The organism is Pseudoxanthomonas sp. SGT-18 (genome assembly GCF_003931645.1).
Classification (GTDB): domain Bacteria; phylum Pseudomonadota; class Gammaproteobacteria; order Xanthomonadales; family Xanthomonadaceae; genus Pseudoxanthomonas.
This window is the reverse complement of record NZ_RRYJ01000004.1, coordinates 1-19,069: the sequence shown is the minus strand read 5'-3', so window position 1 is coordinate 19,069 and position 19,069 is coordinate 1. Positions and strand designations below refer to the sequence as shown.

General features: G+C 72.8%; 23 protein-coding genes. 9 read left to right on the top strand and 14 right to left on the bottom strand.

The annotated features are described in order from the left end of the window. Positions 1 to 882, top strand: a complete 882-nt coding sequence (locus EIM47_RS07010) for a PhzF family phenazine biosynthesis protein (RefSeq protein ID WP_125076525.1) — start codon at positions 1 to 3, stop codon at positions 880 to 882. 62 nt (positions 883 to 944) lie between these two features. Here EIM47_RS07010 and EIM47_RS07005 read toward each other — a convergent pair whose 3' ends face one another. The 10 genes from EIM47_RS07005 to rlmE all read right to left on the bottom strand — a co-directional run bounded on the left by EIM47_RS07005 (position 945) and on the right by rlmE (position 9,793). Next, the gene (locus EIM47_RS07005) at positions 945 to 1,136 is read right to left on the bottom strand and encodes a DUF2065 family protein (RefSeq protein WP_232211035.1); all 192 of its coding nucleotides are present in this window, start codon (positions 1,134 to 1,136) and stop codon (positions 945 to 947) included. Then, on the bottom strand, positions 1,136 to 1,999 hold the full coding sequence (hflC, locus tag EIM47_RS07000; protein WP_125076524.1) for a protease modulator HflC: 864 nt from the start codon (positions 1,997 to 1,999) through the stop codon (positions 1,136 to 1,138). Before hflC ends, EIM47_RS07005 begins: the two co-directional genes overlap by 1 nt. After that, positions 1,996 to 3,126 carry an FtsH protease activity modulator HflK gene (gene hflK / locus EIM47_RS06995; protein WP_019398776.1) on the bottom strand — a complete coding sequence of 377 codons (1,131 nt, stop codon included), beginning with the start codon at positions 3,124 to 3,126 and terminating at the stop codon, positions 1,996 to 1,998. Before hflK ends, hflC begins: the two co-directional genes overlap by 4 nt. A 116-nt stretch (positions 3,127 to 3,242) precedes the next feature. Then, on the bottom strand, positions 3,243 to 4,577 hold the full coding sequence (hflX, locus tag EIM47_RS06990; RefSeq protein WP_125076523.1) for a ribosome rescue GTPase HflX: 1,335 nt from the start codon (positions 4,575 to 4,577) through the stop codon (positions 3,243 to 3,245). Between the two features lie 17 nt (positions 4,578 to 4,594). After that, the gene (hfq, locus tag EIM47_RS06985; RefSeq protein ID WP_019398774.1) at positions 4,595 to 4,870 is read right to left on the bottom strand and encodes an RNA chaperone Hfq; all 276 of its coding nucleotides are present in this window, start codon (positions 4,868 to 4,870) and stop codon (positions 4,595 to 4,597) included. Positions 4,871 to 4,942: 72 nt separating this feature from the next. After that, complete coding sequence (miaA, locus tag EIM47_RS06980) at positions 4,943 to 5,926, bottom strand: tRNA (adenosine(37)-N6)-dimethylallyltransferase MiaA (protein ID WP_028915858.1); 984 nt, start codon at positions 5,924 to 5,926, stop codon at positions 4,943 to 4,945. A gap of 8 nt (positions 5,927 to 5,934) precedes the next feature. After that, entirely contained in the window at positions 5,935 to 6,834 is a 900-nt protein-coding gene (gene folP / locus EIM47_RS06975) for a dihydropteroate synthase (protein WP_125076522.1), read from the bottom strand. Positions 6,835 to 6,862: 28 nt separating this feature from the next. Continuing rightward, positions 6,863 to 7,144 (bottom strand): hypothetical protein, encoded by a 282-nt coding sequence (locus tag EIM47_RS06970; protein ID WP_019399874.1) that lies wholly within the window; start codon positions 7,142 to 7,144, stop codon positions 6,863 to 6,865. 3 nt (positions 7,145 to 7,147) lie between these two features. Next, positions 7,148 to 9,085, bottom strand: coding sequence for an ATP-dependent zinc metalloprotease FtsH (gene ftsH, locus EIM47_RS06965; protein WP_164514561.1), 1,938 nt, complete (start codon positions 9,083 to 9,085; stop codon positions 7,148 to 7,150). Between the two features lie 69 nt (positions 9,086 to 9,154). Beyond that, entirely contained in the window at positions 9,155 to 9,793 is a 639-nt protein-coding gene (rlmE, locus tag EIM47_RS06960) for a 23S rRNA (uridine(2552)-2'-O)-methyltransferase RlmE (protein WP_019399872.1), read from the bottom strand. 83 nt (positions 9,794 to 9,876) lie between these two features. Here rlmE and yhbY point away from each other — a divergent pair, with 83 nt between their 5' ends. Both yhbY and EIM47_RS06950 read left to right on the top strand, forming a co-directional pair. Then, positions 9,877 to 10,182 (top strand): ribosome assembly RNA-binding protein YhbY, encoded by a 306-nt coding sequence (yhbY, locus tag EIM47_RS06955; protein ID WP_028915862.1) that lies wholly within the window; start codon positions 9,877 to 9,879, stop codon positions 10,180 to 10,182. Between the two features lie 19 nt (positions 10,183 to 10,201). Further along, the gene (locus EIM47_RS06950; RefSeq protein WP_019399870.1) at positions 10,202 to 10,576 is read left to right on the top strand and encodes an Mth938-like domain-containing protein; all 375 of its coding nucleotides are present in this window, start codon (positions 10,202 to 10,204) and stop codon (positions 10,574 to 10,576) included. Between the two features lie 669 nt (positions 10,577 to 11,245). Here EIM47_RS06950 and EIM47_RS06945 read toward each other — a convergent pair. The 4 genes from EIM47_RS06945 to surE are packed head-to-tail and all read right to left on the bottom strand — an operon-like array spanning position 11,246 to position 14,148. Beyond that, positions 11,246 to 11,992, bottom strand: a complete 747-nt coding sequence (locus EIM47_RS06945) for a peptidoglycan DD-metalloendopeptidase family protein (RefSeq protein WP_232211040.1) — start codon at positions 11,990 to 11,992, stop codon at positions 11,246 to 11,248. A 56-nt stretch (positions 11,993 to 12,048) separates the two neighbouring features. Further along, positions 12,049 to 12,663 carry a YqaA family protein gene (locus EIM47_RS06940; protein WP_019399868.1) on the bottom strand — a complete coding sequence of 205 codons (615 nt, stop codon included), beginning with the start codon at positions 12,661 to 12,663 and terminating at the stop codon, positions 12,049 to 12,051. 4 nt (positions 12,664 to 12,667) lie between these two features. Further along, the gene (locus EIM47_RS06935; protein ID WP_019399867.1) at positions 12,668 to 13,357 is read right to left on the bottom strand and encodes a protein-L-isoaspartate(D-aspartate) O-methyltransferase; all 690 of its coding nucleotides are present in this window, start codon (positions 13,355 to 13,357) and stop codon (positions 12,668 to 12,670) included. Continuing rightward, entirely contained in the window at positions 13,354 to 14,148 is a 795-nt protein-coding gene (surE, locus tag EIM47_RS06930; RefSeq protein ID WP_019399866.1) for a 5'/3'-nucleotidase SurE, read from the bottom strand. The genes EIM47_RS06935 and surE overlap by 4 nt, the downstream gene beginning before the upstream one ends. A gap of 90 nt (positions 14,149 to 14,238) precedes the next feature. On the opposite strand from surE, the gene EIM47_RS06925 reads away from it, so the two are divergent. Genes EIM47_RS06925 through EIM47_RS06900 form a run of 6 tightly spaced genes read left to right on the top strand, consistent with a single transcriptional unit; the run spans position 14,239 to position 19,002 of the window. Next, a complete protein-coding gene (locus EIM47_RS06925) occupies positions 14,239 to 14,766 on the top strand; it encodes a Smr/MutS family protein (RefSeq protein ID WP_019399865.1) in 528 nt (175 codons plus the stop codon). Between the two features lie 47 nt (positions 14,767 to 14,813). Next, complete coding sequence (gene lpxD / locus EIM47_RS06920; RefSeq protein ID WP_026010778.1) at positions 14,814 to 15,839, top strand: UDP-3-O-(3-hydroxymyristoyl)glucosamine N-acyltransferase; 1,026 nt, start codon at positions 14,814 to 14,816, stop codon at positions 15,837 to 15,839. Beyond that, positions 15,836 to 16,294, top strand: coding sequence for a 3-hydroxyacyl-ACP dehydratase FabZ (fabZ, locus tag EIM47_RS06915; RefSeq protein WP_125076520.1), 459 nt, complete (start codon positions 15,836 to 15,838; stop codon positions 16,292 to 16,294). Before lpxD ends, fabZ begins: the two co-directional genes overlap by 4 nt. A 13-nt stretch (positions 16,295 to 16,307) precedes the next feature. Further along, positions 16,308 to 17,096: an acyl-ACP--UDP-N-acetylglucosamine O-acyltransferase gene (lpxA, locus tag EIM47_RS06910; protein WP_019399862.1), complete on the top strand. Its 789-nt coding sequence runs from the start codon at positions 16,308 to 16,310 to the stop codon at positions 17,094 to 17,096. After that, complete coding sequence (lpxB, locus tag EIM47_RS06905) at positions 17,096 to 18,304, top strand: lipid-A-disaccharide synthase (RefSeq protein ID WP_125076519.1); 1,209 nt, start codon at positions 17,096 to 17,098, stop codon at positions 18,302 to 18,304. Before lpxA ends, lpxB begins: the two co-directional genes overlap by 1 nt. A gap of 32 nt (positions 18,305 to 18,336) precedes the next feature. Next, positions 18,337 to 19,002 (top strand): ribonuclease HII, encoded by a 666-nt coding sequence (locus tag EIM47_RS06900; RefSeq protein WP_232211041.1) that lies wholly within the window; start codon positions 18,337 to 18,339, stop codon positions 19,000 to 19,002. Positions 19,003 to 19,069 lie beyond the last annotated feature (67 nt).

Genomic DNA, 19,069 nt, shown 5'->3' with positions numbered 1-19,069 from the left:
ATGCCCCTGCGCCCCTTCGTCCAGGTGGACGTGTTCGCCGACCGGCCTGGCGCCGGCAACCCGCTGGCGGTGGTGCTGGACGCCACCGGCCTGGACGACGCGGCAATGCAGGCCATCGCGCGCTGGACGCGGCTGCCGGAAACCACCTTCGTGTTCCCGCCGACCCAGCCCGGCGCCAGCTATGCGCTGCGCATGTTCAGCCCGAAGCGCGAGGTGCCGTTCGCCGGCCATCCCAGCGTAGGCACCGCGCACGCGGTGCTGGAGGCCGGGCTGGCCAGGCCGGACGCGGATGGCCTGCTGCTGCAGGAGGGGGTGGCCGGGCTGCTGCCGTTGCGGGTGGAGGAATCCGGCGGCGTACGCCGCATCGCCATCCGCACCCCGCGCGCGCACCTGGTGGAAGTGGCCGACGCGCGCGCCTCGCGCATGCTCGAGGCGCTGGACTGGCTGCCCCCCGGCGAACTGCCGCCGGCGCTGATGGACGGCGGCCGCCGCTGGTGGGTGGCCGAGGCCCGCGACGAGGCCAGCCTGCGCAACGCGCAGCCGGACTGGGACGCGATCGCCGGCCTGGCCCGTGCCACCGACAGCATGGGCGTGCTGGCCTTCGCCCGCTGCGCCGGGCGCGACTACCAGGTCGCCGCGCGCGCCTTCGTCGGCGGCCCGGCGATCTTCGAGGACGCCGCGTCCGGCGCGGCCAACGCCACCCTGGCCGCATGGCTGGCGCTGCGCGACGCCCTACCCGGCAGCGGCGGCCGCTATACCGTCAGCCAGGGCCGCGAGGTCGGCTACGACGCGCGCCTGGACATGTACGTCGACGGCGACGGCCAGGTCTGGTCCGGCGGCCAGGTGGCCAGCGTGGTGCGCGGCCAGATCGACTGGCGCTGAGCGCATCCCCGGAAACGACGCGGGCGCCCCGTGGCGCCCGCGTCATGGACCATCGAGGGCCCTCAGGCCTGCCGTACCAGCCACAGCACCGCCACGGCCACCAGCAGCACGCCCAGGCCGAAGCGCCGCAGCGCGTCGTCCGGCCGTTGCAGCAGCCGCAGCATCGCCTGCCGCCACGCGCGCGGCGCGGCGAACAGGAACAGCCCTTCGAGCACGGCGGCCAGGCACAGCGCCGGGACCAGCGTTTCCAGCATCAACGATCGCTCTTGAGGTACTGCAGGAACGGGTCGTTGCGGTCCAGCACCACCACGCCCTGGCCGTCGGCGAACGCGCGGCGGTAGGCCTCCAGGCTGCGGTAGAAGGCGTAGAACGCCGGATCGGCCGCCGCCGCCTGCGCGTACAGGCGCGCCGCCTCGGCATCGCCCTCGCCGCGCAGGCGCTGCGCGTCGCGCTCGGCCTCGGCCACGATCACCGCCTGGTCGCGGTCGGCCTGCGCGCGCACGGTGCGCGCCTGCTCCTCGCCCTCGGCGCGCAGCGCGCTGGCCACCTGCTTGCGCTCGGCGCGCATGCGGTCGTAGACCTGCTTGATCACGTCCGAATCGGTGGGCAGGTCGATCTGCTTGAGGCGGATGTCGACGATGCGCATGCCCAGGGTCAGGGCGCCGCGGTTGATGCCCTCCAGCTGGCGCTGGATGACCCCGCTGCGGTCGCCGGACACCAGCTGGGTCAGGGTACGGGCGTTGATCTCGTTGCGCAGCGAGTCCTTGATGATCGGCGCCAGGCGGTCGGCGGCGGCGCTCTCGTCGCCGCCGGTGGCGCGGTAGAACGCGCGCACGTCGTCGATGTAGCCAACGGCCACGAAGTCGACGCTGACGTCCTTGCGCTCGGAGGTCAGGTAGCGCTCCGGGGAGAAGTCGATCAGGCTGAAGCGGCGGTCGAACACGCGCGCGGTCTCGACCAGCGGCACCTTGAAGTGCAGGCCCGGGCCGATGTCGGTACGGGCCACCCGGCCCAGGTTCAGGACCAGGCCGACCTGGTCCTCGCGCACCACGAACACCGAGCCCATCAGGCCCAGCAGGCCGGCCACCGCCAGCGCGATCCACAGGGGATATTTCATCGGCTCACCTCCCCGCGCCCGGTGCGGGTCCCGTCACGGGTCCCGTCGCGCAGGTTGTCGGGACTGCTTTCGATCACCGGCAGCAAGGCCTCGCCGGCCGGCGCCGGCGCAGCGGTGCCCGCCTGCGGCTGGCTGGCGGCGTTGGCCCCCGGCATCGGCACGTAGATCAGCTGGCGGCTGTCGCCGCCGACCACCTTGCGGTTGCGCGACAGCACGTCCTGCACGGTCTCCAGCCACAGGCGCTTGCGGGTCACCTCCGGCGCGCTGCGGTACTCCTCGCGCAGCAGCGAGAAGCGGGCCACGTCGCCCTCGGCCTGGGCGATCTTGGCCGCCTTGTAGCCCTCGGCCACGGTGCGGCGGCGGGCCGCCTCGCCGCGCGCCTCGGGCACCACGCGCGCGGCGTAGGCACGCGCCTCGTTGATCAGCTGGTCCTTGATCTGCTGGGCGCTGTTGACCTCGTCGAACGCCGGCTTGACCTCCTCCGGCGGACGCGCGTCCTGCAGGTTGAGTTCGGTCACCACCAGGCCGGTGCGGTAGGCGTCCAGCGAGGCCTGCAGCTGCTCGGCGGCGCTCACCGACAGCGGGCCGCGGGCGCCGAGCACGGTGTCCAGGGTGGCGCGGCCGACCTGCTCGCGGACCACGCTCTGCGCCACCTGCTCCAGCACCCGGTCGGCGTCGCGCGAGCCGAACAGGTACAGGCGCGGGTCGCCGACCCGGTACTGCACGTTCATGGCCACGTTGACGATGTTCTCGTCGCGGGTCAGCACCGGCACGGTGTTGCTGAAGGTCTTGATCTGGGTCGCGTTGACCTTGACCACGCGCTCGATCGGCCACGGCCACTTGAGGTTCGGGCCGGGCTGCATGACCCGCGCGAACTGGCCGAAGCGCAGGACCACGCCGCGCTGCTGCTCGCCCACCAGCTGGAAGCTGGTCAGCACCACCAGCAGGGCCACGGCCAGCAGGATCCAGCGGCCGATGCCACCGCCGGCGCCTCCGAACAGGTCGCGCAGCCGGTCAAAGCCGCCACCCAGGCCGTTGCCGCCACCGGAGGGGCGGCGCGGGGGCCAGGGGTTGCGGCGGTTGTTGTCGGGGGAGTCCCCACCCTTGCCGGGTGTATTCCAGACCATGAACGCTCCGAGATGAGGGGCCCTGTGGCGGTGGGGGACCGCCAGGCAGGTCGCCGTCCGATTCTAGCAAGTCGCAGGCGGACGCCCGTCCGGACGGGCCGGGCGCCGCCGGGCGCTCAGCGCCCGTCCGTCTCCCATTCCTCGCGCGCCGGCTCCGGCAGCAGCGCGCGCAGCGGCGCGCCGTCGGCGCGCGCGGCCAGGCGCTCGGCCTCGCCGCGCGGCAGGTCCACCTGCAGCAGCCAGCCGTGCTCGTCGGCGTGCTCGCCGCGGACCGCGCCCAGCGCGTGCAGGTGCGAACGCAGGCGCCCGGCGGACGGCGGCAGGCGCAATTCGCCGGCGGCGCGCTGCAGGTCCAGGCGCCGGGCCAGGGCGTCCTGCAGCAGGTCCAGGCCCAGGCCGTCGCGCGCGGAGATCCACACCCGCTCGCGGTGCCCGGGTTCGTCGGCAGCGGAGGAGGCGTGGTCGTGGCGCGGCTGCGCGCCTTCGATCCGGTCGATCTTGTTGAACACCAGCAGCTGCGGCAGCTCGCCGGCGCCGACCTCGGCCAGGACCGCGTCGACCTGGGCGATGCGGTCCTCGCGGTGCGGGTCGGCGGCGTCGACCACGTGCAGCAGCAGGTCGGCCTCGCGTGCCTCCGACAGGGTCGAGCGGAACGCGGCCACCAGTTCGTGCGGCAGGTCGCGGACGAAGCCGACGGTGTCGGCCAGCACGACGCTGCCGCCGGGCAGGGAGATGCGGCGCACGGTCGGGTCCAGGGTCGCGAACAGCTGGTCGGCGGCGTAGGCGCCGGCGCCGGTCAGGGTGTTGAACAGGGTCGACTTGCCGGCGTTGGTGTAGCCGACCAGGGCCACCCGCGGCAGTTCGCTGCGCACGCGGGCGCGGCGCATCTGCGCGTGCTGCACCTCGACCTTGTCCAGCCGCTTCTGCAACTGCTCCAGGCGCTTCTGCAGCAGGCGGCGGTCGGTTTCCAGCTGGGTTTCGCCGGGGCCGCGCAGGCCGATCGAGCCGCCGCGCTGGCGCTCCAGGTGGGTCCAGCCGCGCACCAGGCGGGTGGCCATGTGCTTGAGCTGGGCCAGCTCGACCTGCAGCTTGCCCTCGTGGCTGCGCGCGCGCTGGGCGAAGATGTCCAGGATCAGGCCGGTGCGGTCCACCACCCGGCGCTGCAGGGCGCGCTCGAGGTTGCGCTCCTGCACCGGGGTCAGCTGGTGGTTGACCAGGATCAGGTCGGCGCCGGTGGCCTCGGCCGCGGCCTTGACCTCCTCGAGCTTGCCGCTGCCGATCAGGGTCGCCGGGTTGGGCCGGTCGATGCGCGCGGTCAGCGTGGCCGCGATGCTCGCGCCGGCCGAGCGGGCGAGGTCGGCGAACTCCTCCAGCACGTCCTCGGGCGCCGCCCCGCCCGCGTGGGGCTGGATCAGCAGCGCGTGTTCACCCTTGCGGGATCGTTCGAACAATCAATGCTCCCGGGCGCTCATGCGCCCTCGTCGCCGTCCTCTCCACCCTCGGCCGGCTGCTGCACGTATCCGCCGCCGGGGCCAACCCGGACGTTGCGCGACGGAACCACGGTGGAAATGGCGTGCTTGTAGACCATCTGGCTCACGGTGCTGCGCAACAGCACCACGAACTGGTCGAAGGATTCGATCGTACCCTGCAGCTTGATCCCGTTGACCAGGTAGACCGAGACCGGAACGCGCTCGCGGCGCAAGGCGTTCAGGAACGGGTCCTGCAGTGACTGCCCCTTGGACATCTGGCTCCCCCTTATTCCTTTTTGTTGTTGTGGGTGGTGGTTCCGTGGACCTCCCCGGGTCCAGGGGGCATGTTACACAAGCGGGGTGCCGGCGTCCGGCCAGTCGCGGCCGGTGAACCGCGCCACCGTCGCGCGCAGGCGTGACGGGTCCTGGCGGGGGTCGAACCAGAGCGTGTCCAGCTCGCCGCGCAGCCAGGTCAGCTGGCGCTTGGCCAGCTGCCGGGTGGCGAAGATCGCGCGGTCGCGGAAGCCGGCGGCATCGCCCTGCCCGTCCAGGAATTCCCAGGCCTGGCGGTAGCCCACGGCGCGCAGCGCCGGCAGGTCCAGCGGCGCCGGGTGGTCGCGCAGCCGCGGCAGCGCGCGCAGGCGCCGCACCTCGTCGAGGAAGCCGGCGGCCAGCATCGCATCGAAGCGTGCGGCGATGCGCGCGTGCAGTTCGGCACGGCTGTCCGGGGCCAGCACCAGCTTCAGCACCTTCAACGGCAGCCGCGGCGGCGGCGGGTCGCGCTGCCAGGCGCTGATCGGCCGGCCGCTGACCCGGTACACCTCCAGCGCGCGCTGGATGCGCTGGGCGTCGCCGGGACGGATGCGCGCGCCGGCATGCGGGTCGACCGCGGCCAGTTCGGCATGCAGTGCCGGCCAGCCACGCGCCTCGGCCTCGGCCGCGATCGCGGCGCGCACCTGCGGGTCGGCCGGCGGCATCGCCGCCAGTCCGCGCAGCAGGGCCTGGAAGTACAGGCCGGTGCCGCCGGCCAGCACCGGCAGGCGCCCGCGCGCGGCGATGCCGAGCACCGCGGCGCGCGCGTCCTCGGCGAACTCGGCCGCCGAATACGGCTGCCACGGCTCGCGCACGTCGATCAGGTGGTGCGGCACGCCGGCGCGCTCGGCCGCGTCCGGCTTGGCCGCGCCGATGTCCAGGCCGCGATAGACCAGGGCCGAGTCGACGCTGACGATCTCCCCGTCCAGGCGCCGCGCCAGCTCGACCGCGAACGCGGTCTTGCCCGAGGCGGTCGGGCCCATCACCGCGATCGCCAGGGGCCGGGTGTCGGCAGGCATCGCCCGGGTCAGTCCTCGTCCGGCCAGCGGATCCCCGCCGGCGCCGGATCCTTGCGCGGGGCCGGCACCGCGGCCACCGCCTCCCACACCTTCAGCGCGTCGACCGTGGCGGCCACGTCGTGCACGCGCACGATGCGCGCGCCGCGCTGGGCCGCGACCAGGTGCGCGGCGACCGAGCCGGCCACGCGCTCGGCCGGGACCTGGCGCCCGGTCAGCGCGCCAATGGTGCGCTTGCGCGAGATGCCCGCCAGCACCGGCACGCCCAGGCTGGTGAAGCGTTCCAGCTGCGCCAGCAGGGCCAGGTTGTGGCCGTCGTCCTTGCCGAAGCCGAAGCCCGGGTCGACCACCAGGCGCGCGCGCGGGATGCCGGCCAGCTCGGCGGCGAAGATGCGGTCGGCCAGGTAGCGGTGGACCTCGGCGACCACGTCGTCGTAGTGCGGCGCTTCCTGCATCGAGCGCGGCTCGCCGCGCATGTGCATCAGCACCACCGGAACGCCCAGCGCCGCGGCCGCGTCCAGCGCGCCCTCGCGCTCCAGCGCGCAGATGTCGTTGATCATGCCGGCGCCGGCGGCCACCGCCGCGCGCATCACCTCCGGCTTGGAGGTGTCGATGCTGATCGGCACGCCGGTGCGCGCGGCCAGGCCCTCGATCACCGGGATCACCCGGCGCAGCTCCTCCTCGACGGAAACGCCTTCCGAACCGGGACGGGTGGACTCGCCACCCACGTCCAGCAGGTCGGCGCCCTCCTCGACCAGGCGCAGGCCGTGGGCGATGGCCGAGGCGGCATCGGCGTGCGCGCCGCCGTCGGAGAACGAGTCCGGGGTGACGTTGACGATGCCCATGACCCGGGTACGGTCGAGGGACAGGATGCGTCCGGCGCAGTCCAGCCGGGGCGATGTGTCGAACATGGCGATGTCCCCTGGTGCGGCGCGCCGCCTAGCGGTCGTCGCCGAAGATCGCGGCGTCGACCCGGGCGGCGCGGCGCCGCGCGTACAGGCCGAAGCCGAAGGCCAATGCCGCGACCACCAGGCTGGCGCCGACCAGCACCAGTGGCAGCCGGCCCAGCGCGTAGAACAGGGTGGTCACGGAGAGCACGGTCGAGGCCCCGGCGAAGGCGCCGGCGCCGACGTTGCGCCACGGGTTGCGGACGTAATAGCTCGGCCGGGGCTTTTCCGCCCCGGCCGGGTCGCGACGCGGCTCGGGCGGAATCCCGGCCATGCCTCAGGTCTGGGTCGCCGGGCCGCCGACCGGCGGCAGCGGACGCGGATCGCCGCCCTTGTCGCCGCCATCCTTGCCCGAGCGGCTCCAACCGGCCGGCGGCGGCGGCTCGCGGCCTTCCATGATCGCGTCGATCTGCGGCGCGTCGATGGTCTCGTACTGCAGCAGGGCCTGCGACATCGCGTGCAGCTTGTCGATGTTCTCGCTGAGGATCTTCCTGGTCCGCGCGTAGGCCTTGTCCAGGATCGAGCGCACGACCTCGTCGATCTTGCGCGCGGTCTCGTCGGACACGTTCTTGTGCTGGGTCACCGAGCGGCCGAGGAACACCTCGTCCTCCTCCTCGCCGTAGGCGATCGGGCCCATCTCGTCGCTCAGGCCCCACTTGGTGACCATGTTGCGCGCCATCTTGGTCGCACGCTCGATGTCGTTGGAGGCGCCGGTGGTGACCTTGTCCTCGCCGAAGATCAGCTCCTCGGCCACGCGCCCGCCGTACAGCGAGCACAGCTGCGACTCGATCGCCACGCGGTTCATCGAGTAGCGGTCGCCCTCGGGCAGGTACATGGTCACGCCCAGGGCGCGGCCGCGCGGGATGATGGTGACCTTGTAGACCGGGTCGTGCTCGGGCACCAGGCGGCCGACGATGGCGTGGCCGGCCTCGTGGTACGCGGTCAGGCGCTTCTCTTCCTCGCTCATGGCCATCGAGCGGCGCTCGGCGCCCATCAGGATCTTGTCGCGCGCGCGGTCGAAGTGGTCCATGCGCACTTCCTTGGCGTTCTCGCGCGCGGCGAACAGGGCCGCCTCGTTGCACAGGTTGGCCAGGTCGGCGCCGGAGAAGCCCGGGGTGCCGCGCGCGATCACCAGCGGCTCGACGTCGTCGGCCAGCGGCAGCTTGCGCATGTGCACCTTGAGGATCTGCTCGCGGCCCTTCACGTCCGGCAGGCCGACCACCACCTGGCGGTCGAAGCGGCCCGGGCGCAGCAGCGCCGGGTCGAGCACGTCGGGGCGGTTGGTCGCGGCGATGACGATCACGCCCTCGCCGCCCTCGAAGCCGTCCATCTCCACCAGCAGCTGGTTGAGGGTCTGCTCGCGCTCGTCGTGGCCGCCGCCCAGGCCGGCGCCGCGGTGCCGGCCGACCGCGTCGATCTCGTCGATGAAGATGATGCAGGGGGCGTGCTTCTTGGCCTGCTCGAACATGTCACGCACGCGGCTGGCGCCCACGCCCACGAACATCTCCACGAAGTCCGAGCCGGAAATGGAGAAGAACGGCACCTTGGCCTCGCCGGCGATGGCCTTGGCCAGCAGCGTCTTGCCGGTGCCCGGCGGGCCGACCATCAGCACGCCGCGCGGGATCTTGCCGCCCAGGCGCTGGAACTTGGACGGATCGCGCAGGAACTCGACCAGCTCGGCGACCTCCTCCTTGGCCTCGTCGCAGCCGGCCACGTCGGCGAAGGTGACCTTGACCTGGTCCTCGCCCTGCAGCTTGGCGCGCGACTTGCCGAAGGACATGGCGCCCTTGGCTCCGCCTCCGCCGCCCTGCATCTGCCGCATCATGAAGATCCAGAAGCCGATCAGCAGCAGCACCGGCAGGAAGTTCAGCACGATGCCCCAGAAGCCCGGTCCGGTGGACGGCTTCTCGCGCACGATGTCCACGTTCTTGCTGACCAGCTGGTCGATCAGCTTGCCGTCCATCGGCCCGACCACCTGGCCCTCGGTGCCGTCGGTGCGGCGGTAGCGGATGGCGTTGGCGGTGAAGGTGCTCTCGTCGGTGAACACCACCGAGCGGATGCGGCCGGCGTCCACGTCCTGCAGGAAGCGGGTGTAGCTGGGGGTCTCGCCCGCGGCCACGGTGCCGCCGCCGCGCGGCGAAAGGCTCTGGAAGACCACCATCAGCACGACGGCGACGACCACCCAAAGCAGCAGATTCTTGGTCAAGTCGTTCATCCTCATCGGCTCCGGTGTCCCGTTCTTTCCTGCATGTCCTGAAAAATTGCCGCCGGCGTCCGGGCCAGCTTACTTCATCTGTGCCAGCTTGCCCTGGCCGAGGGCATAGACTTCCGGCGAACGCTTGCGCGAGGCCGCCGGCTTGCGGATCGCCACCTTGGCGTAGCGGCGCCGCAGCTGGCGCACGTACTCGTCGAACCCGACTCCCTGGAACAGCTTGATCAGGAAGGCGCCGCCGGGGCGCAGGTGGTTGTCGGCGAAGTCCAGCGCCAGCTCGGCCAGGTACATGGCCCGCGGCTGGTCGACCGCGTCCACGCCACTCATATTGGGGGCCATGTCCGAAAGGACAAGATCCACGGGCTGGCCGTCCAGCAGCGTCTCCAGCTGGGATAAGACGGCATCCTCCCTGAAATCCCCATGAAGGAACTCGACCCCGGCCAGGGGCGGCATCTCCAGGATGTCCAGGGCCACGACCCGGCCGCTGTCGCCCAGGGCCTGGCGCACGTACTGCGACCAGCCGCCCGGGGCGGCGCCGAGGTCGACCACGACCATGCCCGGCCGCAGCAGGCGGTCGCGCTCCAGCAGCTCCTCGAGCTTGTAGGCGGCGCGCGAACGCAGGCCCTCGGCCTGGGCCTTCTTCACGTAGGGATCGGAGAAGTGCTCGCGGAGCCAGCGGTGGCTGCTCTTGCTGCGGGAGCTGCGTGACATGCGATGGGAAGCCGGGCGCGCTGCCCGCGGCGTGACGGGTCGCCATGATACCCTGATCCGCCCGCAAGCCCCTCCGCATCCGCATGTCCGTTGCCCTTACCCCTGCCCAGACCCGTTTCCTCCGTGGCCAGGCCCACAGCCTCAAGGCCCTGATGCAGGTGGGCGGCAAGGGCATCACCCCGGCCCTGGTGGCCGAGCTGGACCAGGTCCTGGAGCGGCACGAGCTGGTCAAGGTGAAGGTCGGCGCCGAGGACCGCGAGGCCCGCGACGCGATGATCGCCGAGCTGGCCGGCCAGACCGGGGCCGCCCTGGTGCAGCGCATCGGGCATACCGTCACGCTGTACCGCCCGTCGAAGGAAGCGCCCGCGATCGTGCTGCCGCGCGCGTAAGCGGCGCCAGGAGCCGTCCATGCAGCTGAGCCACGAACGCCCGGATTACGGGTTCGTCCTGCGCGGGGCCGACGCCACCAGCGCCCGCGTGAACGACCAGGTGCTGACCCGCAGCTTCGCCATCGCCCCGGACCGCCTGCTGGAGGACTGGGACGCCCCGGCCTCGGCCGCCGCCCTGGAGCCGGCCCACCTCGCGCCCCTGCTGGCCCTGGAGCCGGAACTGGTGGTGCTGGGCACCGGCGCACGCCAGGTCTTTCCCCCGGCCGCGGCCCTGGCCGCCTGCCTGACCCGCGGCATCGGCATCGAGGCCATGGACAACGCCGCCGCCGCCCGCACCTACAACGTGCTGGCCGGCGAGGGCCGCCGCGTGGTGGTGGCCATGCTGCTGGGCTGAACCGGGCGCACGCGGCTGGCGGGCACGAACGGCCCGCGACGGATCACACGAGGCCGGATCCGGGACGCAGTGCGCCTGGCTTTCAGCCCACCCAAGCCTCGTCCTGCGCCCCCCTGAAGCCACTGGGTCCCGGCTTTCGCCGGGACGACGGAGCCTGCCGGGCCGGGGATCCGCCCCTGCGTGCCAGCTGCGCGTGTTGCTTCTTCGGCAGGTAGAGAAGCGGATCCACGGGTTTTCCGTTGTAGCGGGTCCGGGGCGCGCGCTTGCGATCCGCCAGGATCGCGCGCGGACCGGACGCCCGGCGCATGCAGGCGCCGGGCTGGGGATCCGCCCCCTGCGTGCCAGCTGCGCCGGTTACCTCTTCGGCAGGTACAGCTGCGGATCGACCGGCTTGCCGTTGTAGCGGGTCCGGGGCGCGCGCTTGCGATCCGCCAGGATCGCGCGCGGACCGGACGCCCGGCGCATGCAGGCGCCGGGCTGGGGATCCGCCCCCTGCGTGCCAGCTGCGCCGGTTACTTCTTCGGCAGGTAGAGAAGCGGATCCACGGGTTTTCCGTTGTAGCGGGTCCGGGGCGCGCGCTTGCGATCCGCCAGGATCGCGCGCGGACCGGACGCCCGGCGCATGCAGGCGCCGGGCTGGGGATCCGCCCCTGCGTGCCAGCTGCGCCGGTTACCTCTTCGGCAGGTACAGCTGCGGATCGACCGGCTTGCCGTTGTAGCGGATCTCGAAATGCAGCTTGTCCCGGTCGGTGCCGGTACGGCCCATTTCCGCGATCTGCTGCCCGGCCTTCACCGCCTGGCCTTCGGCCACCAGGCGCTTGCGGTTGTGGCCGTAGGCCGACAGCCACTGCTCGTTGTGCTTGACGATGATCAGCTCGCCATAGCCGACCAGGCCGGCGCCGGAATACACCACCACGCCGTCGGCGGCGGCATTGACCGCCTGGCCGCTGCTGCCGGCGATGTCGATGCCCTGGCGGGTGGCATTGCCCTCGACGAAGGTGGCGATGACCACGCCCTGCGCCGGCCACTGCCAGCGGATGCCACTGGCCACCGGGGCCGCGGCCGGCCGCTGCGCGCCGGAGGTGCCGGTGGAGGCGGCCGGGGCCTGGGCCTGCGTCCGCGTCCCGCCGCTGCTGGCGGTGGTGCCGGAGGCGGCAGGCTTGCTGCTGCCGCTGCCGGCGCCCAGGGCCAGGCGCTGGCCCGGGTAGATGGTGTACGGCGGGGCCAGGTTGTTCCAGCGCGCCATGTCCGCCACCGTGGTGTTGTGGCGGCGGGCGATGGAATAAAGCGTGTCCCCGCGCTGGACCACCACCGACTTGCCGGGCTGGCCCTTCGAGGAGGCCGCGGCCTGCCCGGCGCTCGTGCCTCCGGACTGGGGCGTGCGCACCACGGTGCTCTTGGCGCAGGCAGCCAGCATGGCCAGCAGCACCAGCGCGGCCAGCAGGCGCGCGAACGGGGTCAGACCCTCGGGTTTCATGCGAACTTCGCCCTCCACACAAGCACGGCCACCGCGGCGGCGACCAGCGCGGTCGCGACCCACCCCAGCGGCTCGATCCAGCGCCGCAGCGCCTCGGCCGCGCGCGCGCCGCCGAAGCGGATCGCCGCCGCCAGCAGGTACACGCGCTTGCCGCGCCCGACCAGCATGCTCAGGAAATACGGCAGCAACGGCACCCCGACGATACCCGAGGCCCACGTGAAGACCTTCATCGGGATCGGCATGAACCCGCCCAGCACCAGGAACCAGAACACCGCCCAGGGCGACTCCACCATCTTCGCCTGGATCGTGGCGATGCCCTCCTCGATCTTCGAGAGCATGCCCATCCATTCCAGCAGCGGCTTGACCGCCTCGAAGGCGAAGTGGCCCAGGGCGTAGCCGACCATGGCGCCGGCCATCGAGCCGGCCAGGCTCAGGCTGGCGAACCGCCAGCCCCGCTTCGGCTGGGCCACGCACATCGGCGCCAGCATCACCTCCGGCATCACCGGGAAGAAGATGGCCTCGATGAAGCTGAGGACGGTCAGGTAGGTCGGGGCGCGGGGATGGGCGGCCCAGCTCAGGGCGCGGTCGTAGAGGGGGCCGAATACCTGCATGCGCTCAGTCCAGGGTTCCTGCCAGCAGCGGCACGAACACCACCGGCGCCAGCGTCTGTTCTTCGATCGATCCATCCGGCCGCTTGGCCAGCCGCAGCAGCGACTGCGCCGAGGCGCCACCCACCGGCGCCACCAGGACGCCGCCTACCGCCAGCTGCTCCAGCAGCGCCTGGACCAGGGCCGGGGCGGCAGCGGTGACCAGGATCGCATCGTACGGGCCGTGCTCGGCCCAGCCCACCCGGCCGTCATCGTGCTTGCTGCGCACGTTCAGGCCCAGGGCGCGGAAGCGCCGGCGCGCCTGCCGCAGCAGTTCGCCGATGCGCTCGACCGTGTACACCTCCAGCCCCAGCGCGGCCAGGATCGCCGCCTGGTAGCCGGAACCGGTACCGATCTCCAGCACCCTCTTCGGCTGCGCCGCCAGGATCGCCTCGGTCATGCGCGCCACCACCCAGGGCTGGGAGATGGTCTGGCCGTGGCCGATCGGCAGCGCGGTGTCCTCGTAGGCGCGGCTGGCCAGGGCCTCGTCCACGAACAGGTGGCGCGGCACCACGCGCACCGCGTTGAGCACGTTCTCGTCGGTGATGCCGCCGTTGGCGCCGCCCTCGCGCAGGCGCTGGACCAGGCGGTCGCGCACGCGCTGGGAGGTCATGCCGACCCCGACGGCCTCCGGCTGCAGGCGCAGGCGCGGGGTCACGCCGAGGCCTCCGGGTCGTTGCCTGCCAGCGCCGCGGTCAGGCCGCCGACCCAGCCGGCGACCTTCTCCAGCGCCTGGTAGCGGGTCAGGTCGACGTGGATCGGGGTGATCGAGATGTGCCCGGTGCGCACGGCGTGGAAGTCGGTGCCGGGGCCGGCGTCCTGTTCCGGGCCGGCCGGGCCGATCCAGTACACGGTGCGGCCGCGCGGATCGGGCTGGGCCACGCAGGCCTCGGCGCGGTGGCGGTTGCCCAGGCGGGTGACCTCGAAGCCGCGCAGCGCGTCCCAGGCCAGGTCCGGCACGTTGACGTTGAGGATGGTGTCGGCTGGCAGCGGGTCGGCCTTCAGCCGCGCCACGATCTCCACCGCCGCGCGCGCCGCGGTCTCGTAGTGCTTCGCCTCGTGGTTGCGCGTGTCCAGCGACACCGCCACCGCCGGCAGGCCGAGGAAGCGGCCTTCCATCGCCGCCGACACGGTGCCGGAATAGATGACGTCGTCGCCCAGGTTGGCGGTGTTGTTGATCCCGGAGACCACGATGTCCGGCTCGAACTCGAACATGCCGGTCAGGGCCAGGTGCACGCAGTCGGTCGGCGTACCGGCCACCGAGCAGGTGTAGTGGTCCAGCCGCTTGACCCGGATCGGCAGGTCCAGGGTGAGCGAATTGCTCGCGCCGGACCGGTCGCGGTCGGGCGCCACCACATAGACCTCGTGCCCCGCGTCGCGCAGCCCCTGGGCCAGGGCGTGGATGCCGGGGGCATCGACGCCATCGTCGTTGCTAACCAGTACGCGCATGGGCTTCCTCGAAAACGACCCGATGATACCGGAAGCGTCGCGCCCGTCGCCCGGCAGCGGTTCGCAGTGCGGCTGCGCTACCCTTCGCCAATGCACGAGGATGAAGACGATGCCGCCCTGTTCCGCGCCGCGGTCGGCAAGGTGGACCCGCTGCGGACCGACGCCGCGCCGCCGCCGGAACGGCCGCGGCCGCGTCCGGCCGTGCGCCGCGAGGACGACGGCGGCGACGCGCGCGGCATGGCCGGACTGCTCGCCGGGTCGCCGGATGCGGTGCTGTTGCGCGGCGATGCCAGCGCGTTCCGCCGCGAGCGGGTCAACGCGCGCGACTGGCAACGCCTGCGCCGCGGCCAGTTCGCCGCCCAGGACGAACTGGACCTGCACGGCGCCAGCGCGCTGGAGGCGGAGATGCTGGTGGCGCGCTTCCTGGCCGAATCGCTGGACGCCGGCTTCGGCTGCGTGCGCATCGTCCACGGCAAGGGCGGCGCCGGCGGCGTGCCGGTGCTGAAGAACCTGGTCGACCGCCTGCTGCGCCAGCGCGGCGAGGTGCTGGCCTTCCATTCCGCGCCGCCGGCCCAGGGCGGCACCGGCGCGCTGCTGGTGCTGCTGTCGCGGCGCTGAGCCCGGGTGGAGCCGGGGCACTTGCCGGGGACGCTAGAATGCGCGCCATGGACCATCCCGAATTCACCGCCGCCGCCCTGGCCGAGCGCTTCTCGCTGCAGCTGCAGGGCGACGGCGCCACGCCCGTGCGCGGCGTCGCCACCCTCGCCAGCGCCGGCCCCGGCCAGCTGGCCTTCCTCGCCAACCCGCGCTACCGCGGCCAGCTCGCCACCACCGCCGCCGCGGTGGTGGTGGTGCGCGCCGAGGACGCCGGGGACGTGCGCGGCACCGCGCTGATCGCGCGCGACCCGTACGTGGCCTTCGCCCGCATCTCCGCCCTGTTCGAACGGGTGCCGGCGCGCGCGCCCGGCATCCATCCCAGCGCGGTGGTCGATCCGACCGCCGAGGTCTCGCCGGACGCGCATATCGGCCCGTTCGTCTCCATCGGCGCCCGGTCGAAGGTCGCCGCCGGCTGCGTGGTCGGCCCCGGCTGCGTCATCGGCGACGACTGCGAACTGGGCGAAGGCTGCGAGCTGCAGGCCCGGGTCACGCTGTACACCCGCGTGCGCCTGGGCAAGCGCGTGCGCATCCTCCCCGGCGCGGTGCTGGGCGCGGCCGGCTTCGGCCTGGCCATGGACGCCGGCCACTGGGTCAACGTGCCGCAGCTGGGCGGCGTGGTGGTCGGCGACGACTGCGAGATCGGCGCCAACAGCTGCATCGACCGCGGCGCGCTGGACGACACCGTCCTCGAGGAGGACGTGCGCATCGACAACCTGGTCCAGATCGGCCACAACGTGCGCATCGGCGCGCACACCGCCATGGCCGGCTGCTCGGCCGCGGCCGGCAGCGCGAAGATCGGCCGCTATTGCCTGGTCGGCGGCGGCGCCGGCATCCTCGGCCACCTCGAGGTGGCCGACAAGGTGCTGGTCACGGCCATGTCGCTGGTCACCCATTCCATTCGCGAGCCGGGCGAGTACTCCTCCGGCACCCCGCTAACCGACAACCGCACCTGGCGGAAGAACGCCGCCCGGTTCAAGCAACTGGACGCGCTGGCGCGCCGCGTCATCGCCTCCTCCCAGGGAAGCCCCGAATGAACGAAACCGTGCAGTTGCCCATCGACGTCACCACCATCCGGACGCTGATTCCGCACCGCTATCCGTTCCTCCTGGTCGACCGGGTCGACGAGCTGGACATCGAGGGCAAGCGCATCGTCTGCCGCAAGAACGTCTCGATCAACGAGCCCTACTTCCAGGGCCACTTCCCGGGCCAGCCGATCATGCCCGGCGTGCTGATCATCGAGGCCCTGGCCCAGGCCGGCGGCGTGCTGACCCAGCTGTCCATGGGCCGCGACGCGCAGTCCAAGCTGTTCTACATGGTCAAGGTCGAGAACGCCCGCTTCAGCAAGCAGGTGGTGCCCGGCGACGTGCTGGAGCTGCACGTGTGCGTCAAGCGCGTGATCCGCAACATGGCCATGTACTACGGCGAAGCCAAGGTCGACGGCGAGGTAGTCGCATGCGCCGAGGTGCTGTGCGCCGGCACCCGCGAGTGACCAGGAAACTTCCATGAACGACAAGGCCCGGATCCATCCCACCGCCGTGATCGATCCCTCCGCCCGCCTGGGCGAGGGCGTCAGCGTCGGCGCCTACACCGTGATCGGCCCGGAGGTCGAAATCGGCGACGGCTGCCAGATCGGCCCGCACTGCAGCTTCACCGGGCCCACCCGGATCGGCCGCGAGAACCGCTTCATCGGCCATTGCGCGATCGGCGGCGAACCGCAGGACAAGAAGTTCGCCGGCGAGCGCACCGAGCTGGTGATCGGCGACCGCAACGTGTTCCGCGAGTTCGTCACCGTCAACCGCGGCACCGGCGGCGGCGGCGGCGTCACCCGCATCGGCAACGACAACTGGCTGCTGGCCTACAGCCACGTCGCCCACGACTGCATCGTCGGCAACAACTGCGTGTTCTCCAACAACACCACCCTGGCCGGCCACGTCACCGTGGGCGACTGGGTGATCATCAGCGGCTTCGCCGGTGCCCACCAGTTCTGCCGCATCGGCGACCACGCCTTCCTCGGCATGGGCGCGCTGGTCAACGGCGACGTGCCGCCGTTCACCATGGTCGGCGGCAACTCGCTGGGGCGCCCGCGCGGCATCAACAGCGAGGGCCTCAAGCGCCGTGGCTTCGCGCCCGAGCGCATCGCCGCGATCAAGCGCGCCTACCGCACCCTGTACGTGGCCGGGCTGCCGCTGGCCGAGGCCCGCGAGCAGCTCGGCGTGCAGGCCCAGGCCAGCGACGACGTGCGCCAGCTGCTTGAGTTCATCGACGGCGGCGAGCGTCCCCTGCTGCGCTGATGGCCATGCCCGCGCCCGCCCCCGCAGTCCGCACCCGCGGCGGCCTGGCCCCGCGGATCCTGCTGGTCGCCGGCGAAGCCTCCGGCGACGGCCTCGGCGCCGGCCTGGTCGAGGCCCTGCGCCGGCGCTACCCGGACGCCAGGTTCGCCGGGATCGGCGGCGACGCCATGCGCCGCGCCGGCGTGGAGACCTGGTACGACGCCAGCGAGCTGGCGGTGATGGGCCTGGCCGAGGTGCTGCGCCACCTGCCGCGGCTGCTGAAGCTGCGTGGCGAGCTGCGCAGCCGCGGCCTGGCCTGGGGCCCGGACGTGGTCGTGGGCATCGACGCCCCGGACTTCAACCTCGGCCTGGAGCGCTGGTTCCGCCAGCGCGGCGTACCGGCCGTGCACTACGTCAGCCCCTCGGTCTGGGCCTGGCGCGAGAAGCGCGCCGGGAAGATCGGCGCCAGCGCCGACCGCGTGCTGTGCCTGTTCCCGATGGAGCCGGCGATCTACGCCCGCCATGGCGTGGACGCGCGCTTCGTCGGCCACCCGATGGCCGACACCATGCCGCTGCACCCGGACCGTGCCGGCGCCCGCGCGCGCCTGGGCCTGCCAGTGGACGCGCCGGTACTGGCGGTGCTGCCGGGCAGCCGCCTCGGGGAGATCGGCCGCCTGGGCGACACCTTCCTGCGCGCGGCCTGGCAGGTCAGCGAGGTGCTCAAGCCGCTGCACGTGGCGATCCCGGCCGCCAACGCCGCCGGCCGCGAACTGCTCCAGCAGCAGCTGCGGCGCTCGCCGCTGCGCTCCAGCCACACCCACCTGTTCGACGGCCGCGCGCGAGACGTGCTCGCCGCCGCCGACGTGGTCCTGCTGGCCTCCGGCACCGCCACCCTGGAGGCCATGCTGTCCAAGCGGCCAATGGTGGTCGGCTATCGCGTCTCGCCGCTGACCTACCGCATCGTCAAGGCGCTGGGCCTGCTCAAGGTCGAGCGCTACGCCCTGCCCAACGTGCTGGCGGGCAAGGACCTGGCCCCGGAACTGATGCAGGACGACTGCACCCCCGACGCGCTGGCGGCGGCGGTGCTGCAGTGGTTCAACCAGCCGGACGCGATCCAGGCGCTGCTGCCGGAGTACGAACGCCTGCACCGGGAATTGCGCCGCGATGCCTCGGCCTCGGCGGCCGACGCCATCGCCGAGCTGCTCGGCGGCCACGGGGGCGCGGCATGAGCCGGCGCGCCCTGCGCGTGGCCCGCAGCTTCATGCCCGAGGGGGCCGACGGCGGGCTGTTCCCGATCGACCGCAGGCAGCTGCGCGTGGCCGGCGTGGACGAGGCCGGGCGCGGCCCGCTGGCCGGCCCGGTGGCGGTGGCCGCGGTGGTGCTGGATCCGCGCCGGCGCATCCGCGGCCTGGACGATTCCAAGAAGCTCAGCCACGCCCAGCGCGAGGACCTGTACCCGCGCATCGTCGAGCGCGCCCTGGCCTGGCACGTGGAGCTGGTCCCGGTCGAGGAGATCGACCGCCTGAACATCCTGCAGGCGACCCTGGAGGGCATGCGCCGCTGCGTGCTGGCGCTGGGCGAACACGCCCAGCTGGCGCGGATCGACGGCAACATGCTGCCGCGCTCGCTGCCGTGCATGGCCGAGGCGATCGTCGGCGGCGACGCTCTGGAGCCGGCGATCATGGCCGCCTCGATCCTGGCCAAGGTCAGCCGCGACCGGCTGATGTGCCAGCTGCACGAGGAATTCCCGGTCTACGGCTTCCACGAGCACAAGGGCTACGCCACCCCCGCGCACCTGGCGGCGCTGGCCAGCCACGGCCCCTGCGTACACCACCGCCGCAGCTTCGCACCGGTGCGGCAGGCGGCCGGCGAACAGGTCCCGGCCCCGGCCGAGGCCGTCCAGCCCGGCGACCTGGCGCTGGCCTGACCCCTGCGGCCCGGCCGGCGCGGCAAACGAAACGGCCCGCGTGAGCGGGCCGTTTGCATGTGGCGCT

What these genes read in the sequence shown, in the direction of transcription:
- miaA (WP_028915858.1), bottom strand. Translation starts at nt 5,926, where the DNA reads ATGCCTGCCGACACCCGGCCCCTGGCGATCGCGGTGATGGGCCCGACC.
- lpxA (WP_019399862.1), top strand. Translation starts at nt 16,308, where the DNA reads ATGAACGACAAGGCCCGGATCCATCCCACCGCCGTGATCGATCCCTCC.
- EIM47_RS06940 (WP_019399868.1), bottom strand. Translation starts at nt 12,663, where the DNA reads ATGCAGGTATTCGGCCCCCTCTACGACCGCGCCCTGAGCTGGGCCGCC.
- EIM47_RS07005 (WP_232211035.1), bottom strand. Translation starts at nt 1,136, where the DNA reads ATGCTGGAAACGCTGGTCCCGGCGCTGTGCCTGGCCGCCGTGCTCGAA.
- EIM47_RS07010 (WP_125076525.1), top strand. Translation starts at nt 1, where the DNA reads ATGCCCCTGCGCCCCTTCGTCCAGGTGGACGTGTTCGCCGACCGGCCT.
- EIM47_RS06900 (WP_232211041.1), top strand. Translation starts at nt 18,337, where the DNA reads ATGCCCGAGGGGGCCGACGGCGGGCTGTTCCCGATCGACCGCAGGCAG.
- surE (WP_019399866.1), bottom strand. Translation starts at nt 14,148, where the DNA reads ATGCGCGTACTGGTTAGCAACGACGATGGCGTCGATGCCCCCGGCATC.
- hflK (WP_019398776.1), bottom strand. Translation starts at nt 3,126, where the DNA reads ATGGTCTGGAATACACCCGGCAAGGGTGGGGACTCCCCCGACAACAAC.
- hfq (WP_019398774.1), bottom strand. Translation starts at nt 4,870, where the DNA reads ATGTCCAAGGGGCAGTCACTGCAGGACCCGTTCCTGAACGCCTTGCGC.
- EIM47_RS06925 (WP_019399865.1), top strand. Translation starts at nt 14,239, where the DNA reads ATGCACGAGGATGAAGACGATGCCGCCCTGTTCCGCGCCGCGGTCGGC.
- lpxD (WP_026010778.1), top strand. Translation starts at nt 14,814, where the DNA reads ATGGACCATCCCGAATTCACCGCCGCCGCCCTGGCCGAGCGCTTCTCG.
- EIM47_RS06950 (WP_019399870.1), top strand. Translation starts at nt 10,202, where the DNA reads ATGCAGCTGAGCCACGAACGCCCGGATTACGGGTTCGTCCTGCGCGGG.
- hflC (WP_125076524.1), bottom strand. Translation starts at nt 1,999, where the DNA reads ATGAAATATCCCCTGTGGATCGCGCTGGCGGTGGCCGGCCTGCTGGGC.
- EIM47_RS06970 (WP_019399874.1), bottom strand. Translation starts at nt 7,144, where the DNA reads ATGGCCGGGATTCCGCCCGAGCCGCGTCGCGACCCGGCCGGGGCGGAA.
- yhbY (WP_028915862.1), top strand. Translation starts at nt 9,877, where the DNA reads ATGTCCGTTGCCCTTACCCCTGCCCAGACCCGTTTCCTCCGTGGCCAG.
- lpxB (WP_125076519.1), top strand. Translation starts at nt 17,096, where the DNA reads ATGGCCATGCCCGCGCCCGCCCCCGCAGTCCGCACCCGCGGCGGCCTG.
- fabZ (WP_125076520.1), top strand. Translation starts at nt 15,836, where the DNA reads ATGAACGAAACCGTGCAGTTGCCCATCGACGTCACCACCATCCGGACG.
- EIM47_RS06945 (WP_232211040.1), bottom strand. Translation starts at nt 11,992, where the DNA reads ATGCTGGCTGCCTGCGCCAAGAGCACCGTGGTGCGCACGCCCCAGTCC.
- rlmE (WP_019399872.1), bottom strand. Translation starts at nt 9,793, where the DNA reads ATGTCACGCAGCTCCCGCAGCAAGAGCAGCCACCGCTGGCTCCGCGAG.
- ftsH (WP_164514561.1), bottom strand. Translation starts at nt 9,085, where the DNA reads ATGAACGACTTGACCAAGAATCTGCTGCTTTGGGTGGTCGTCGCCGTC.
- folP (WP_125076522.1), bottom strand. Translation starts at nt 6,834, where the DNA reads ATGTTCGACACATCGCCCCGGCTGGACTGCGCCGGACGCATCCTGTCC.